The 13,976-nt window shown below is 66.0% G+C and carries 17 protein-coding genes; 12 read left to right on the top strand and 5 right to left on the bottom strand.

Annotated features, from left to right (window positions below; genetic code table 11):
- Positions 1 to 20 precede the first annotated feature (20 nt).
- The gene (locus VEA80_RS09410) at positions 21 to 644 is read left to right on the top strand and encodes an NUDIX hydrolase (protein WP_325060473.1); all 624 of its coding nucleotides are present in this window, start codon (positions 21 to 23) and stop codon (positions 642 to 644) included.
- Between the two features lie 65 nt (positions 645 to 709).
- Here VEA80_RS09410 and VEA80_RS09405 read toward each other — a convergent pair whose 3' ends face one another.
- A complete protein-coding gene (locus VEA80_RS09405; RefSeq protein WP_325060472.1) occupies positions 710 to 1,339 on the bottom strand; it encodes a hypothetical protein in 630 nt (209 codons plus the stop codon).
- A 14-nt stretch (positions 1,340 to 1,353) separates the two neighbouring features.
- Between VEA80_RS09405 and VEA80_RS09400 the strand changes: the two genes are divergently transcribed.
- The 4 genes from VEA80_RS09400 (at position 1,354) to VEA80_RS09385 (ending at position 4,354) form a co-directional block, all read left to right on the top strand.
- Positions 1,354 to 2,265: a tyrosine recombinase gene (locus tag VEA80_RS09400; RefSeq protein WP_325060471.1), complete on the top strand. Its 912-nt coding sequence runs from the start codon at positions 1,354 to 1,356 to the stop codon at positions 2,263 to 2,265.
- A 28-nt stretch (positions 2,266 to 2,293) separates the two neighbouring features.
- On the top strand, positions 2,294 to 2,665 hold the full coding sequence (locus VEA80_RS09395; protein ID WP_325060470.1) for a hypothetical protein: 372 nt from the start codon (positions 2,294 to 2,296) through the stop codon (positions 2,663 to 2,665).
- Positions 2,666 to 2,765: 100 nt separating this feature from the next.
- Positions 2,766 to 3,644, top strand: coding sequence for a DUF4198 domain-containing protein (locus VEA80_RS09390; RefSeq protein WP_325060469.1), 879 nt, complete (start codon positions 2,766 to 2,768; stop codon positions 3,642 to 3,644).
- 164 nt (positions 3,645 to 3,808) lie between these two features.
- A complete protein-coding gene (locus VEA80_RS09385) occupies positions 3,809 to 4,354 on the top strand; it encodes a DUF4142 domain-containing protein (protein ID WP_325060468.1) in 546 nt (181 codons plus the stop codon).
- Between the two features lie 5 nt (positions 4,355 to 4,359).
- On the opposite strand, the gene VEA80_RS09380 is transcribed toward VEA80_RS09385, so the two are convergent.
- Positions 4,360 to 5,268 carry a hypothetical protein gene (locus VEA80_RS09380; protein WP_325060467.1) on the bottom strand — a complete coding sequence of 303 codons (909 nt, stop codon included), beginning with the start codon at positions 5,266 to 5,268 and terminating at the stop codon, positions 4,360 to 4,362.
- Positions 5,269 to 5,416: 148 nt separating this feature from the next.
- Here VEA80_RS09380 and VEA80_RS09375 point away from each other — a divergent pair, with 148 nt between their 5' ends.
- The gene (locus VEA80_RS09375; RefSeq protein WP_325060466.1) at positions 5,417 to 6,151 is read left to right on the top strand and encodes an MBL fold metallo-hydrolase; all 735 of its coding nucleotides are present in this window, start codon (positions 5,417 to 5,419) and stop codon (positions 6,149 to 6,151) included.
- Between the two features lie 79 nt (positions 6,152 to 6,230).
- A complete protein-coding gene (locus VEA80_RS09370; protein WP_325060465.1) occupies positions 6,231 to 6,935 on the top strand; it encodes an SIMPL domain-containing protein in 705 nt (234 codons plus the stop codon).
- Between the two features lie 3 nt (positions 6,936 to 6,938).
- Here the strand turns inward: VEA80_RS09370 and VEA80_RS09365 are convergent, their stop codons facing one another.
- From VEA80_RS09365 to VEA80_RS09355, 3 genes are read right to left on the bottom strand one after another with little or no spacing between them, the layout of a single operon-like run.
- Positions 6,939 to 7,811 carry a TonB family protein gene (locus tag VEA80_RS09365; protein WP_325060464.1) on the bottom strand — a complete coding sequence of 291 codons (873 nt, stop codon included), beginning with the start codon at positions 7,809 to 7,811 and terminating at the stop codon, positions 6,939 to 6,941.
- Positions 7,812 to 7,856: 45 nt separating this feature from the next.
- Positions 7,857 to 8,648, bottom strand: a complete 792-nt coding sequence (locus VEA80_RS09360) for a thioesterase family protein (protein WP_325060463.1) — start codon at positions 8,646 to 8,648, stop codon at positions 7,857 to 7,859.
- A 59-nt stretch (positions 8,649 to 8,707) separates the two neighbouring features.
- Positions 8,708 to 9,346 carry a class I SAM-dependent methyltransferase gene (locus VEA80_RS09355; RefSeq protein WP_325060462.1) on the bottom strand — a complete coding sequence of 213 codons (639 nt, stop codon included), beginning with the start codon at positions 9,344 to 9,346 and terminating at the stop codon, positions 8,708 to 8,710.
- 106 nt (positions 9,347 to 9,452) lie between these two features.
- Between VEA80_RS09355 and VEA80_RS09350 the strand changes: the two genes are divergently transcribed.
- From VEA80_RS09350 to VEA80_RS09330, 5 genes are all read left to right on the top strand, one after another.
- Complete coding sequence (locus tag VEA80_RS09350) at positions 9,453 to 9,833, top strand: MmcQ/YjbR family DNA-binding protein (RefSeq protein WP_325060461.1); 381 nt, start codon at positions 9,453 to 9,455, stop codon at positions 9,831 to 9,833.
- Positions 9,834 to 9,878: 45 nt separating this feature from the next.
- Entirely contained in the window at positions 9,879 to 11,273 is a 1,395-nt protein-coding gene (locus tag VEA80_RS09345) for a serine hydrolase (RefSeq protein WP_325060460.1), read from the top strand.
- A gap of 136 nt (positions 11,274 to 11,409) precedes the next feature.
- Positions 11,410 to 12,804 (top strand): MATE family efflux transporter, encoded by a 1,395-nt coding sequence (locus VEA80_RS09340; RefSeq protein WP_325060459.1) that lies wholly within the window; start codon positions 11,410 to 11,412, stop codon positions 12,802 to 12,804.
- 106 nt (positions 12,805 to 12,910) lie between these two features.
- Positions 12,911 to 13,318 carry a cupin domain-containing protein gene (locus tag VEA80_RS09335; RefSeq protein ID WP_325060458.1) on the top strand — a complete coding sequence of 136 codons (408 nt, stop codon included), beginning with the start codon at positions 12,911 to 12,913 and terminating at the stop codon, positions 13,316 to 13,318.
- Entirely contained in the window at positions 13,315 to 13,908 is a 594-nt protein-coding gene (locus VEA80_RS09330; RefSeq protein WP_325060457.1) for a TetR/AcrR family transcriptional regulator, read from the top strand. Before VEA80_RS09335 ends, VEA80_RS09330 begins: the two co-directional genes overlap by 4 nt.
- The last annotated feature ends 68 nt before the right edge of the window (positions 13,909 to 13,976 follow it).

Genomic DNA, 13,976 nt, shown 5'->3' with positions numbered 1-13,976 from the left:
TTGGAGTTGGGAGGCTCTGCATGGAAGACGCCTGGCTCAGCAAAGCGAAGCGGCTGCAGGCGATCGCTTCGACGGGGCTGCATTTCACCAAGGATGCATACGACCGCGAACGCTTCCTCGAGGTCGGCGCGATCGCAAACGCGATGCTGGCCGAGCTCGGCAATGTGCCGCTCGCGCGTATCGAAGGGTTGGTGTCCGATTTCGCGCAAGGTTACGCGACGCCGAAAGTGGACGTGCGCGGCGCGGTGATCCGGGGCGATCGGGTGTTGCTCGTGCAAGAGCGAAGCGACGCGCGCTGGACGCTGCCGGGCGGATTCGCCGATATCGGCCTTTCGGCCGGAAGGAACGTCGAAAAAGAAATCGACGAAGAGGCCGGCCTGCGCGTGAAAGCGGAGCGGCTCTATGCGGTGCGGCACAAGGCCAAGCAGCCGTACGAGCCGGACGCGCGCGACTTCTACAAGCTGTTCTTTCTCTGTGAGGCGTTGAACGAGAGCGAGCCGGCGCCCGGCGCGGAGACGTTGGCGGCGGCGTTCTTTCCGTTGCCGGCTTTGCCCGATCTGTCCGTCGGGAGAACGGTGCGGAGCGATATCGAAGCGGCGTTTGCGGCCAGAGCGAATGCGGCGCTGCCGGTGTTGTTCGACTGAGCAGCTTGGAATGGTCAGTGGCGTGGGATTAGGAGAGCCGCTCTCGCTGAGATCATGAATTAGGCCTAAACCCAGACTGGAGGCAGTTTGCCCTCTGCGCTTGCGCGGAGAATGTCTGCGGTCGCCTCGTCGAGCGCGTCTGGCGGCGAATGTTGCAGCGCCAAGCGCGCGAACTCAGGAAGTCCCATCAACATCACGGACAACCGCGCAACGTCACCGTTGCGCGACCTGAGCACGAACCATTTCAGGACGTGGGAATACCGGATGAAGCTGACATCGGACCAATCCATCCGCTTCCGACGCCACCTGAAGAGCGGCGTATACGTCAAGGCGTGCTCGTCTACCCCGTGCTTGTCGGTGTAGTACGCGAGAACGAATGACGTGGAGATCAATCCGAAGCCCGCAAAACTCGCGAACGCCCACCACGTCATCGTGCCGTTCGGAAAGATCGCGAACAGGATCAAGATTCCGAAGAAGAAGGCGGAACAAACGACACCCAAAATGAGCATGCTGACAGGCTGAACTAGGCGACCGGGCTCGGTCAGAGGCCGCGGCCGCGTCCGGCTCCATCCCAGCCAACCCATGACCAGAGACATGATGATGAGCCAACTGCCCCATTGGATGAGCATGCCCGACATCGATTGATCGTCTCCCCAATCCCGACGTCGTTCAGAATAGTCGAAAAAAGTCGGCATGCTAGGATCGGGCGGTGACCGACTCGGCCCTGATCGAATCTTTCCTGGAAATGCTCTCCGCCGAGCGGGGGGCGCGGGCGAATACGTTGGAGGCGTATGCGCGCGATCTGGAGGATGCGCGGGCGCAGGTGAAAGGCGCGCTGGGCAGCGCTAGCGCCGAGGCGATCGAGATGTATGTGGCCGGGCTGGCGAAGCGCGGGCTTGCGCCGGCGACGGCGCGGCGGCGGATTTCGGCGCTCAGGCAATTCTTCCACTTCCTACTGCAGGAGAACGTGCGCGGCGACGATCCGACCTCCCGGCTCGATGCGCCGAAGCGCGCGCGGGCGTTGCCGAAGACGCTTTCGGCGGAGGAAATCGAGCGGCTGATCGTGGCGGCGGAGAGCGCGCGCGACAAGGCGATCATCGAATTGCTGTACGGCGCGGGCTTGCGGGTGAGCGAGCTTGTTTCGCTGCCGCTGCGCGCAGCGCCGCGGCCGGGCCAGGCGCACATGATCATTGAAGGCAAAGGCGGCAAAGAACGGCTCGTGGCGCTGGGGCGCCCGGCGCTGGCGGCGCTCGATGCGCACCTTGCTGCGCGTGCGGGCATGCTGCCGAAGAAAGAGGCGCAGCGCGAGAAAGCCGCGCGTTGGCTCTTCCCCTCCTCCAGCGCCGCCGACGGCAAGCTGACGCGCCGGCGCGTGGCGCAAATTCTGGAAGCGGCGGCGGTGAAAGCGGGCATCAGCCCGGCGCGGGTTTCGCCGCATGTATTGCGGCACGCGTTCGCGACGCATCTGGTCGAAGGCGGCGCCGATCTGCGCACCGTGCAGACGCTGCTGGGCCACGCCGATATTGCGACGACGCAGATCTATACCCACGTCGCCGAAGGACGGTTGAAGACCCTGGTCGAGACCGCCCATCCGCTGGCGCGAAAGCGTAAAGGAACTTGAGGCGGCGAGGCGCCGTTTGGAGGGCGAAATGACGGTTAACGCAAGCCAAACTGAAGCTGGCCGCGGCGCGGCGTTCGCCGTCTATGCGCTTTATTTGCTCAGCATACCGAGCGCGGCGGTGTTTGCGCTGATCGGCGTGATCGTCGCGTACGCCGCGCGCGACGGCGCCGGCCCGCTCGCGCGCTCGCACCTCGATCACGCCATTCGCATCTGGTGGACGGCGTTCTGGTGGGTCGTCGGCGGCTGGATCTTGGTCGGCCTGGGCTTCGTGCTGATGATCGCACTGATCGGCTTCCCGATCATGTGGCTCGGCGGGCTGATCCTGCTGATCATCCTGATCTGGTTCACTGTTAAGGCCCTGCTGGGCCTACTGGCGCTGCTCGACGCACGCGCGCGGTAAATCACAGCGACGTTACGGGGTTGAAATACGCCGCGAGGTCGTGTGTTTTAGGCGCGGGATCAGGCGCGGGAAGTTCCCGGCCGAAGCAGGCGAGAAGACGATGAAGAAGCATGTCTTGGCCGCGGCGCTGTTTGCGGTCGCGGCTACACCGGCGGCAGCGTACACCTCCTATCTGAAGCCCGAGAGCTATTGGCCGGAAGGCCGCGAAGTGGCGGTCGAGGGATCGTTCGCGAGCACTTTCTTCGCGCCGCAGATCGCGCTGCCGGCCGATATCGCCGGCCGCAATCCGGATGGCAGCGAAGCGGTGTACGATCGCGTCGCCGTGCAAGAGACCGCCACGCGGCTCGAGGCGAATCTTCCCGCAGCTGGCACCTATCGCATCTCCACCGGCGAGCAGCTCGGCAACGTGACGACATTGGTTGGCGAGAATGGCCAATGGCGTGCGCTCGCACAGGGAGAGACGCCCGCGGAAGGCGCGCCGGTGACGACGCTGCAGACCGTGACGTTGGCGGATACGTACGTCACGCGCGGCCAAGCTTCGCGCCAAGTGGTGGACCAGCCGCACGGGCGGCTTGCGATCAAGCCGGTGACGCACCCGAACCAGGTGCTGGCGGCGCAAGGCTTTCAGGTCGACATTCTGTTTGACGGCGCGCCGCTCGCGAACTCAGCGGTCGTGCTCTATGGCGAGGGCGACCCAGACACCGATCTCGACCGTTACGTCGTCACCGATGCAGCCGGACGCGCGACCTTCACATTCGATGCGCCGGGGCACTACGTCATCGCCGCGCGCCATCGCGCCGACATGCCCGCGGGCTCGGCCGCGCAAGTCGGCAGCTACACGACGACGCTGACGTTCGAGGCGCTGACGGAAGTGCCGGCGGGTTACGACGTGGCCGAGCGCGAGGCGGAAGCCGAGCGCGCGGCGCGCCGCCGCGAACGCACGCCGGCGCGCCGCCGCGTCGGCCGCCCGGACTACTGAGCTCAGCAACATCGTTGTTGCGCAAGCGCGGCTGAGGCCTTCCTCAGCCGCGCTTTTCATTGTGGGCGTATTCCCTCGCTTCAGCGACGCCGGCCAAAGCGGGAACGCATTGCAAGCGTGTCACGTTTCCCGGTGCGCCACAGCGGCGTTGACGGAGAGAGACGATGACCAGGCAAGCCTTCCTCGCGCTTGGCGTGCTCGCCTTGGCGGCGTGCGGCCAACAGACCACTTCGGAAACCACGGAGACTGCCCCCGCGGAATCGAGTGCGCCAACGGCGGCGATGAACGACGCGACCTTCGCACAAGCCGTCGCCAATTCCGACGCGTTCGAGATTCAATCGTCCGAACTCGCAGCCCAGCGCGCGGCGCGGCAGGAGGTGAAGGATTTCGCGGCAATGATGATCCGGGATCATTCGCAAACGACGCAAGAGCTCGCCGCGCTCGCGCCGCAGATCAATCTGACGCCGCCGGCGCCGCAGCTGGACGGGCTGAAGCAGGACCGCATCAATGCGCTGCGCAGCGCCAGCGGCGAAGCCTTCGACGACGCTTATCTCGACGCGCAAGTCGCGGCGCACGAAGAAGCCGTGCGAACGTTCGAGGATTACATCGCCAGCGCGCAAGCGGGCCCGCTACGCGATTGGGCCAACACGACGTTGCCGAAGCTGCGCACGCACCTGCAGCAAGTGGAAGCGCTGGAGAACGCGACTTAAGGCGGTCACGGCCCTTCAGCGTTAAAACGCACCAGGACGCGGACGCGGCGGCCGATCGCCGGCGTCCCGTCCCGGCCGCGGCGCACGCGATAGTCGCGCGCGATGCTCGCCGCCGCTTGCGCGAAACCCTCGCCAACTGGCGTTTCTTCAACGCCGATGCAGCTCAATCTGCCGTCTTCCACAACGAGACAATCCACCACCGCCTCGCCGTCCAGGGTGCGCTCGAGCGCACCCTGCGGGTAATGACGGGTAAAGCTGTACGCGTTCGGCCGAGCCGCCCAATTGGGCTCGACCAGACTCTGCGCCGCGTCGAGCTGCGTCCAGGACGGGCCGACCCCGCCCGAGTCCGGCCGGCGCCAATCTGCGTTCGATCCGAAAACGATGGTGAGCTGGCAACGGCGTGACTCGACGTCGACGCCTTGCACGATGATGGACGTCGCGCCGTGACGGGCGCTCACAGTCGTGTCCGGCCGCCCCTCAATCCCGAGGACGCGAATTTCAGAACCAGCTTCCGTGCTCTGCGTGCGCTTCAACACACCGCGCTCCAAGGACGGCGGCGCCATGCTTGTCAGTGGACCATGGAGCGGCTCGAGCGCCTCGACCATGGTGGGAACGGCAGTTGCGCACGGCGCGGACGCCAAGCCCACGAGTACGATGCGCTGCAACTGGGAGTCAGTGAACACAAGGCGCGCATCGAAGCGTCCGCCGATTTCGACGCGCGGGCCGCCGGATAGTATCTCACCCCCGTCCTGGTTTCGGCTGCTCCATGCGGCGTTCGGCGCCGTCGCCCGCACCTCCGCGCTGCTCATGCCGAACGTGTAAGGGCCAAGCCCGTTCTGGGCGGTCTGCGCTTGCGCCGACGGCATTGCCGACAGCGCGATCAACGCTAGCGCGATGAGCAGATTCTTCGCCACGGTGTTTCCCCGATGCCCCAGCGGCTTACGTTACGCCACGCTTCATTTCAGGCGGACCCTACGCTGTCCAGTCCGGCGCTGCTGAGGACTACGCCTACGGCCGCCCAGGCCGCTTGCGCCCGCGCACGGAAATCGACATCCAAAGGGCATGAACGCGCCCTCGCCCGAGCCTCGTTTGCAGATCCGCACCTTGCCGGTGACGCCGCTGCAGCAGAATTGTTCGCTGATCTGGAATGAGGCGACGAAGAAGGCGTGCTTGGTCGATCCGGGCGGCGACGCCGAGCGGCTGATGGGCGCGCTGGCCCATTTCGGGCTCACGCTCACGCGCATGTGGCTGACGCACGGGCATTTGGATCATGCGGGCGCGGCCGCGGAGTTGCGCGAGCGCACCGGCGTCGCGGTCGAGGGGCCGCACAAGGACGACCAATTCTGGCTCGATCAGATCGAAAGCAGCGCGCAGCGCTACGGCGTCGCCGGGCTGCGCAACGTGACGCCCGACCGCTATTTCGAGGACGGCGAGATGCTGGAATTCGAAGGCGCGCGCTTCGAGGTGGCGCACACGCCGGGGCATACGCCGGGGCACGTGGTGATCAGCAATAGCGCACTGAAGATCGCGTTTGTCGGCGATGTGCTGTTCGCGGGCTCGATCGGGCGGACCGACTTTCCGCGCGGCGATCAAGCGAGGTTGATCCGTTCGATCACGACCAAGCTCTGGCCGCTGGGCGATGACATGACGTTCGTGCCGGGGCACGGGCCGACATCGACATTCGGGCGCGAGCGGCAGAGCAATCCGTTCGTGGCGGACCGGATCACCGGCTATGGCGGCGCAGAGACGGTCGCGCCGGATGTCGGCGAGCAGCGGACGCGCAAGCGCTACACCTAAGCGTTATCCGCTGCGCACGCCCCTCGCCCGCGCTGCGGCGCGGCGCCAAGCTGACGGTTCAGAACGGCGGGAGGCCAGCATGTTTGGGAAGAGCATCAGGTTCGCGGCGGCGGCGGCGGGGTTCGCCGCGTTGGCCGCCTGCGGACAGAACGACACGATCCTGACGGTGCATGCGAGCGCGACGACTCGGGCGGCGCCGGATCTGGCGATCGTCACGCTCGGCGTCATGGCGCGCGGCGACACGGCGCAGGCGGCGCAAGCTGCGCAGAGTACGCGGATGAATGCGGTGCTGGAGGCGGCGCGCGCGGCGGGCGTCGAGGAGCCCGATGTACAGACGGTCGGCTTCTCGCTCGAGCCGCAATACGCCTATGCGCGAAACGCGGCGCCGCGCATCACCGGCTATGTGAGCCGCAATACGGTGACGATCCGCGTGAAGGATCTGAGCCGCGTAAGCGGATTGATCGACGCGACCGTGGCGCAGGGCGCGAACGAACTGCAGGGCATCCAGTTCACGTTCCAGGACGAGGAGGCTTCGCGCGATGCGGCGCGGGCGGAGGCGCTACAGACGGCGCGGCGGCGGGCGGAGGCTTACGCCGAAGCGGCGGAGATGCGTGTGGTGCGCACGGTTTCGATCACCGAGCCGGGCGGCATCGTGCCGCCGATCGACGGCCGGCGCGACTACGCGATGGCGGTAGCGACCGAGCAAGCGGCTTCAGGCAACGCGATCCGGCCAGGAGAGCTGGATGCGCACAGCAGCGTGACTGTGGTCTACGAACTGCGCTGACGTTCAGAACGCGACGCGGAAACGGATCGGCACGCGCACCGTCTGGCCTGCAGTGGCGGCGCCGTCCTCCGTTTGCGGCGCGACTTTGAACCTCTGTGCAATACGGAGAGCCGCTTCGCCGAAACCCCAACCTTGCGGGCCTTCGTAGCCGACGGCGCAGTCCAAGGCGCCTTCCGGCAGCACGGTGCAGATCAGCATGACGCTGCCTGGCCGGCTATGCTCGAGTGCGCGCACCGGAAAGAAACGCGCGAAGTCTTGGCCGCTGGCGCGCTCAGTCCAAGGGATGCTCTGCAAGGTCGCGCGCGGCAGGTCAGCAGGCGGCGGCGCCTGGTTGCTGATCTCGAACGTCAGCGTGCAGCGCCAGCCATCGACGTCTGCGAAAGAGTACGCGCGCACCTCAGCGTAGGTCGGCTCATTCGCCACCGCAACGGCGCTCGTAACGCCATCGCGTTCGGAGATGCGGATAACCGATCCCCCGTCGGTTGCCACCGAAGGCAGCGCGCCTAGAACATCAGCATTGTTCTCGGCGTCATCCAGTACGCCTACGCTCGCCTCGAGCGCGGTGACAACCTCTTGTAGGCGTTCAGCGCAGGCGAGACTCGATGGGACCGAGAATGTTTCTTCTCCGCCTGCGAAGTCGAGCTCCCCATCGACGAAGATCAGTTGCAGCGGAATGTCCAGGGCGCCAATTCTGTGCGTGCGCTGCGTTACGTGGAGCCTCTGAAGGTTCACTTGGTAGGGCTGAATAACGTGCGGCGCGTGGGCGTGCGCCTCCTGAATCGTCATGCCGATGTGAAACCCGGCGATGTGCGGCGGCGTCTGCGCCAGCGCACTAGGCGAAAACAGGACTGCAGCGGCAATCAACAAAGCGCGCATCATCGCCTCCCCTCGGGCTCAGCCTAGCGCAGTTGCGTATCGAGGCTAGACGAAAATCGCCACGGCTTGGCGGCCCACGGCGAGGGGCGCGCCGGACTCGCTCCACATGGTCATGCTTTGCATCGAATAGCCGTCGGCGGCGTGTTCGCTTGAAGAGGCGAGCAAGAACCAGCCGTCGGCAGTGGGCGGCGGCGTCATCACGTCGACGCTCCAGGTCATGGTGCTGATCGGCGCGAGGTCGGGGAAATGCGTCATCGCCGCCGGCGGCAGGCAATCGGCGATGGCGAGCATCGCGGTGACGGGATCGGCGCCGCCGTGATCGAGGAAGCGCGTCCAGACCGCGAATTCCGGGCGGGGCGCCGAGAGATCGAGCAGGCGCGCGCCGGAGGCGAGGCGGGTTTCGAAATTGTCCCAGAAGCCGCGGGTCGAGGGCGCGCCTTTGCGGAACGGCGGGCTGTCATCTGGCGCGGGAACGTTCGGCATCGGCAGGAAGTCGTGCGCAACCTTGCTTTCGCGCGCCGCGCCGAAGACGAACACGGCGCGGGCGGCTGTCCCCTCCGCGTTGGCGCAATCGGCGGCGATGATGGTGGAGGAGCGGCCGCGGCGCAGCAGTGTCGGGCTGAAGCGCAGACGGCCGGAGGCGGGACCGATGAAAGCAAATTGCGCCGAGCGTAGCGGCGGCAGCTCTTGGTGCGTGCGAGTCACGGCCTCATAGGCGAGCGCGGCGGTCATGCCGCCATAGAGCGTGCGGCCCTGGCCCCAGGCGGCGGGCGCGTCGATGGCGAAATGACCTGCCTCCGGCGTGAGTTGGTCAGCGACGGCGCGGAGTGACGTCATGCGCCGTCATAGGCTGGCGCGCGAACGCGGACAACGCGTGCCCTGGCGTCAAGGCCGCATCACGTCTTGCGCGCCACGAGGTACGGCCGCGCGTCCTTGCCGCGCGAGCCGTGGCGCGCGCGTTCGACGATCTCGAAGCCGGCGGCGACGATTTCGCGCTCTATCTCTTCGCTCGAGAAGAACGCGACATGAGGCGCTTTGCCGACGACTTGCATCATCGGCACGGCGAGGCGGATCAGCGGGTTCAGCTCTTTGAGGCAGGGCGTTTTCGAGATGAAGAGCCCGCCGGGCTTCAGCAGACGATGCACGCCTGCGAGCGCCGCCTGGCGCGCGGCGACGAGGTGCAGGAGGTTGAAGGCGAGCGCCGCGTCGAACGTCGCGTCGGGCCAAGGAGCCGCATCCGGCGTCGCGACTTCGAAAGAGGCGTTGACGCAACCCGCGGCCGCCGCCTTCTCGCGCGCGATCGCCACCATCTCGGCCGAGATGTCGCTTGCGACGAGGCGTTCGACGTTCGGCGCAAGCTGCAGAGCGGTCGTTCCTGTGCCGCAGCCGATTTCGAGCACTGTGTGCGTAGGCGCGAGATAGCGCCTAGTGTGGGCGAGCGTGCGCTCGTAGCCGGCCGTATCGGCGATCGGATCGGCGGCGTACTTGCGCGCGATCCCATTCCAGAAGCGCGCGTCGTTGGCGATGGCGGCCATTGCTCCCCCTCCTGTTCCGCCGCGCTCTAGCATGGGCGCGGCGTTTGAGAATTGCCGTAGGTTGCACGGTAGCGTACGGCGGCGGCGGGTCTATGCTTGGGGGGCCATGCCGCAGACGCCGCATCAGCGCGCCGAGGCCGAGCTCACGGCTTACGGACTGACGTTTCCGGAGACAACGTCCGGCCCCGCTTGGCTGCCCGCGCGCGGGCTCTATGTGCGCAAGAAAATGTTCTGCGTGTTCGGCGCGAAGGGCGAGCCGCTCGATGCGCTGACCATCCTCATGAAACTGCCGATCTCAGCGGAAATGGCCGAGGAGCTTTCGTTCGTGCGACCGGCGAAGGGCTGGTTCAAGCAGCACAATTGGGTAACGGCGCATTTCGAGCCGGAGGACGACGTTCTGGCGGAGATGGCGACGCTGAAGGGCTGGCTGAGGCAGAGCTACGTGGCGGTCGCGCCGAAGAAATTGGGGCGCGAGCTGGCGGACTAGCTTTCTCGGCTCGGTTTTGCCACCCTTGATCTCGCGGGGAGGAATATGCGCCTCATTGCCACAATCATCGCGCTGCTCGCGCTCGCTGCGTGTGCGACCTCGACTGAACGGCAAAGCATCGAGGGACGCTACGAATACGAACCGGGCGTGCCGCTCATCTTGGCGGCCAGACCCGCGGACGGTGAAGTGTTCGCGGTCATCAACGGCGCGCGCTATCCGCTACGACGCGCCGGAGCTGACATCTTTCTGAATTCGGGCGGAACCGAAGTGCACATCGTGCGCGATGGAAGCGGGCGCGTTCTCGGCTATCGCGTTCGCGAAAATCCGGAGCTCGACGCCAATCCGCTTCGCCGCCTGCTTGATGCGAGTGTGCGCGTGCCCGCCGCGAGTTGGCGCACGCGCCCTCCAGGCGCGCCGGAGCGCTACACCTACCGCGCCCCACAGGAAGCGGACGGGGGGCTCCCGGTGCGTGCGCTTGCAGCTGAAGATTCGCTGCGCTCCGGCCTCACAGCGCTGGCGCAGGCTGCGTACGACGAAGAGCTGCCGAACCTCGACAGCGTGCTGGTCTTCCGCGGCGGCGCGCTCGTGTTCGAAGAGTATTTCCACGAATACGACGCCAGGACACGTCACCAGCTGAGATCGGCGACGAAGACGCTGGTGGCGTTGCTTGTCGGGGCGGCGCTGGATCGCGGCGCGATCGCCTCGCTCGATGCGCCGGTGCTGTCCTATTTCGCCGATCACGAGATTGCCAATCTCGACGAGCGCAAGCGTGCGATCACGATCCGTGACCTGCTCACTATGCGGTCCGGTCTTGCTTGCAACGATTGGGACCCAGACTCGCCCGGCAACGAGACTAGGATGGGACAAACCGACGACTGGGCGCGCTTCATCCTCGACCTGCCGATGGAGCACGCGCCAGGAACGCACGGTTCTTACTGCTCCGGCAACGTGATCCTGGCGGGCCGCATCGTCGAACAGGCCACGGGACGGCCGCTGCGCACGTTCGCAGACGACGTCTTATTCGCTCCGCTCGGAATCGAGAACTATGAATGGGACTTCCGCCCCGATCGATCGAACAGCGAGAATTTCGTCCAGGCGTGGCTTCGGCCGCGAGACATGATGAAAATCGGACTCATGATCCTCGATGGCGGCGCCTGGCAGGGCCGTCAGATCGTCTCGAGCGGCTACATCAGCGAGATGACGCGCGCGCATTCGGCGATCGACGGCACGCCCTACGGCTATTTCTTCTGGCGCCGCTTCATCAATCTGCCGTCAGGCCGGTTCGAGACGCCGCAGGCGACCGGCAATGGCGGGCAGAAGATCATCGTGTTAGCCGAGCACGACGCCGTGATCGTGCTGACCGGCGCCGCCTATAATCAGGATTCCGACAGCAACGAACTCCTGGCGCGCTACGTCATTCCCGGCCTGCTAAACCGCTAAACAAGCGGCGGGGCGTATAACGCATGGAACTCCGCCCAGCTAAGAAATGGGCGTGAGGAGGTGCAACAACAAGACTGCACGGCCAACGTAGATTCCATTAGAAGGCGCGCCCCCGCTGGACAGTCCGGAGCAGCCCATGTCTCAGACCGCCGCCGCCGCGCAGCGCAAGCCGCAGGCGCGCATGGACCTCACCGAGGGTCCGATCGCGCGCACGCTCATCATGTTCTCGCTGCCGGTGCTGGGCACCAGCGTGCTGCAGTCGATCAACGGCTCGATCAATGCGGTGTGGGTCGGCCGGCTGCTGGGGCCGGAGGCGTTGGCGGCGACGACGAACGCGACATTGATCCTGCTCTTTCTGCTGGGCGTGCTGTTCGGCGTCGGCATGGCGGCGACGATCCTGGTCGGGCAAGCGGTCGGCGCGAAGGATTTGCCGCGCGCGAAGCAAGCGGTCGGCACCGGAATCAGCTTCTTTCTGCTGATGTCGCTGGCGCTGGCGATCGGCGGCTATGCGGCCTCAGGGCAGATCCTGGCGCTGATGGGCACGCCGGCGGACGTGCGGCCGCTGGCGGAAGATTATCTGCGGATGGTGTTCCTCTCGATGCCGTTCATGAGCGTGTTCGCGTTCATGGTGATGGCGCAGCGCGGCGCCGGCGATGCGCGGACACCGTTCTTCTTCAACACGCTGGCGACGCTGCTGGATGTCGCGCTCAATCCGCTGTTGATCAGCGGGCTCGGCCCCTTCCCTGAGCTCGGCATCGCCGGCTCCGGGCTCTCGCTACTCCTATCGCAGGCGACCGGGCTCAGCGCGATGCTCGCTTATCTTTACTGGCGCAAGTCCGATCTTCGGCTTGCGTGGCGTGAGCTGCACTTGCTGAATCCGGACGGCGCGATCCTTCGGACCATGGTGTTCAAGGGCCTGCCGATGGGCGCGCAGATGCTGGTGATCTCGGCGTCCGGGCTCGTCATGATGTCGATGATCAACGCGCATGGCGCCGAGACGGCCGCGGCTTACGGCGTCGCGTTCCAGCTCTGGGCCTATCTGCAGATGCCGGCGATGGCGATCGGCGCGGCGGCTTCGTCGATGGCGGCGCAGAATGTGGGCGCAGGCAAGTGGGAGCGCGTCGAGAAGAGCGCGCTCGCGGGCGTGCTGATCAATGTGGCGTTGACGGGGAGCCTGGTCGCATTGCTCTATCTCGTCGATCCCCTGCTCGTTGGGCTGTTCTTGCCGGCGCAGCCGGTCGCCATCGCGATCGCCGAGCACATCAACACGATCGCGGGCTGGAGCTTCATTCTGTTCGGCGTGACGTTCGTACTGTTCGGGGTCGTGCGCGCGACTGGCGCGGTGACGCCGCCGCTGATCATCCTCGTCGTATCGCTGATCGGCGTGCGCATCGGCTTCGCGGCGCTGCTGCAGCCGGCGTGGGGCGCGGACGCGATCTGGTGGAGCTTTCCGGCGAGCATGGCGGCCTCGGCGGCGCTGGCCGGGGCATATTATCGCTGGGGCGGCTGGCGGACAGCGAAGATGGCGTAAAGAAATACGTTGCACTCGGCTGCAATGAATCGTATCACACTTTCATTGCATTCCAGTGTAACGAATATTTCACCAGGAGACGCGGGTCATGAGTGCGGCGGAAACGATGACGAAAGCCAGGGAAAGCCATCACGTGCTGGGCGAGACGCTGACGCCAATGCTGACGCATGCGATGGGCTCGGCGATCGAGATTTTCGACACGCGCGGCGTCGCGGGCGGCGGGCCGCCGCCGCACAAGCACAAATGGGAAGAGATTTATGTCGTGCTCTCGGGCGAGATGGATGTGTTCGTCGACGGCAAGACGACGCGGCTTAAGGCCGGCGATTACGCGCACGTGCCGGCCGATACCCCGCACGGCTACACGACGCTGACCGACACGCACTTCCTCACCATCGTCAGCAAAGGCAATGCGGCGAAGTTCTTCAAGGAAGTGGCGCAGGTGCAGATGGACCCGCCGGACATTCCCGGCATCTTCGCTGTCGGCGAAAAGCACGGGATCACGTTCCTGGCATGAGTGCGGGGCGGAAGTACGTCAGCCCGAAACGCGAAGCGCAGGCGCAGGCGACGCGCGCGGCGATTTTGGAAGCGTTCGCCGAGCAACTCTCTGAACCTGGGCGGACGACGCTCTCGCCCAGCGAAGCGGCGGCGCGCGCGGGCGTTTCGTTGCGCACGGTGCACTTTCACTTTCCGAACGAGGCAAGCCAGATCGCGGCGCTCGGGCAGTGGTTCGACGCGAAAATCTTTCCGGAGGGCATTGAGCTGCCGAGCGGGCCCGACGATCTGCCGCGCTATTATCGCTACATCCACAAACTCGGGCTCGCTCATCCGATCACGCGCGCGCTGACGTCGAGCAAGGGCGTGTGGAAAGAGGTGCGCGCATCGCGACGCGCGGAGCGTCTGGACGCGATCCGGCGCGCGGTGAAAGCCATCGGCGCCCCGAAGCGGGCGACGGAAGATGCGACGGCGGTGCTGCTCAGCCTGGCCGGCGGCGATGCGTCCTGGGCGCTGGTGGATCATGGCCTGTCGAAAGAGCGCGCACCGGACGCGATTGCGCACACCGTGGCGCTGGTTGTCGCGGATTTGCGGGCGCAGGTGCGGAAATAGCATCGCCGCGGCTGGATCGGGAGCGGAAACACGCCGATAGTCGCCGCGTCTGAGGACCAGCGACGGGG

The organism is Vitreimonas sp. (assembly GCF_035627415.1).
Taxonomy (GTDB): Bacteria; Pseudomonadota; Alphaproteobacteria; order Caulobacterales; family Aquidulcibacteraceae; genus Vitreimonas.
Note: the sequence above shows the minus strand (reverse complement) of the source record. Positions and strands in the feature narration are given on the sequence as shown.

Coding starts and splice junctions, on each gene's coding strand:
- VEA80_RS09410 (WP_325060473.1), top strand. CDS start 21: ATGGAAGACGCCTGGCTCAGCAAAGCGAAGCGGCTGCAGGCGATCGCT.
- VEA80_RS09405 (WP_325060472.1), bottom strand. CDS start 1,339: ATGCCGACTTTTTTCGACTATTCTGAACGACGTCGGGATTGGGGAGAC.
- VEA80_RS09395 (WP_325060470.1), top strand. CDS start 2,294: ATGACGGTTAACGCAAGCCAAACTGAAGCTGGCCGCGGCGCGGCGTTC.
- VEA80_RS09390 (WP_325060469.1), top strand. CDS start 2,766: ATGAAGAAGCATGTCTTGGCCGCGGCGCTGTTTGCGGTCGCGGCTACA.
- VEA80_RS09385 (WP_325060468.1), top strand. CDS start 3,809: ATGACCAGGCAAGCCTTCCTCGCGCTTGGCGTGCTCGCCTTGGCGGCG.
- VEA80_RS09375 (WP_325060466.1), top strand. CDS start 5,417: ATGAACGCGCCCTCGCCCGAGCCTCGTTTGCAGATCCGCACCTTGCCG.
- VEA80_RS09370 (WP_325060465.1), top strand. CDS start 6,231: ATGTTTGGGAAGAGCATCAGGTTCGCGGCGGCGGCGGCGGGGTTCGCC.
- VEA80_RS09365 (WP_325060464.1), bottom strand. CDS start 7,811: ATGCGCGCTTTGTTGATTGCCGCTGCAGTCCTGTTTTCGCCTAGTGCG.
- VEA80_RS09360 (WP_325060463.1), bottom strand. CDS start 8,648: ATGACGTCACTCCGCGCCGTCGCTGACCAACTCACGCCGGAGGCAGGT.
- VEA80_RS09355 (WP_325060462.1), bottom strand. CDS start 9,346: ATGGCCGCCATCGCCAACGACGCGCGCTTCTGGAATGGGATCGCGCGC.
- VEA80_RS09350 (WP_325060461.1), top strand. CDS start 9,453: ATGCCGCAGACGCCGCATCAGCGCGCCGAGGCCGAGCTCACGGCTTAC.
- VEA80_RS09345 (WP_325060460.1), top strand. CDS start 9,879: ATGCGCCTCATTGCCACAATCATCGCGCTGCTCGCGCTCGCTGCGTGT.
- VEA80_RS09340 (WP_325060459.1), top strand. CDS start 11,410: ATGTCTCAGACCGCCGCCGCCGCGCAGCGCAAGCCGCAGGCGCGCATG.
- VEA80_RS09335 (WP_325060458.1), top strand. CDS start 12,911: ATGACGAAAGCCAGGGAAAGCCATCACGTGCTGGGCGAGACGCTGACG.
- VEA80_RS09330 (WP_325060457.1), top strand. CDS start 13,315: ATGAGTGCGGGGCGGAAGTACGTCAGCCCGAAACGCGAAGCGCAGGCG.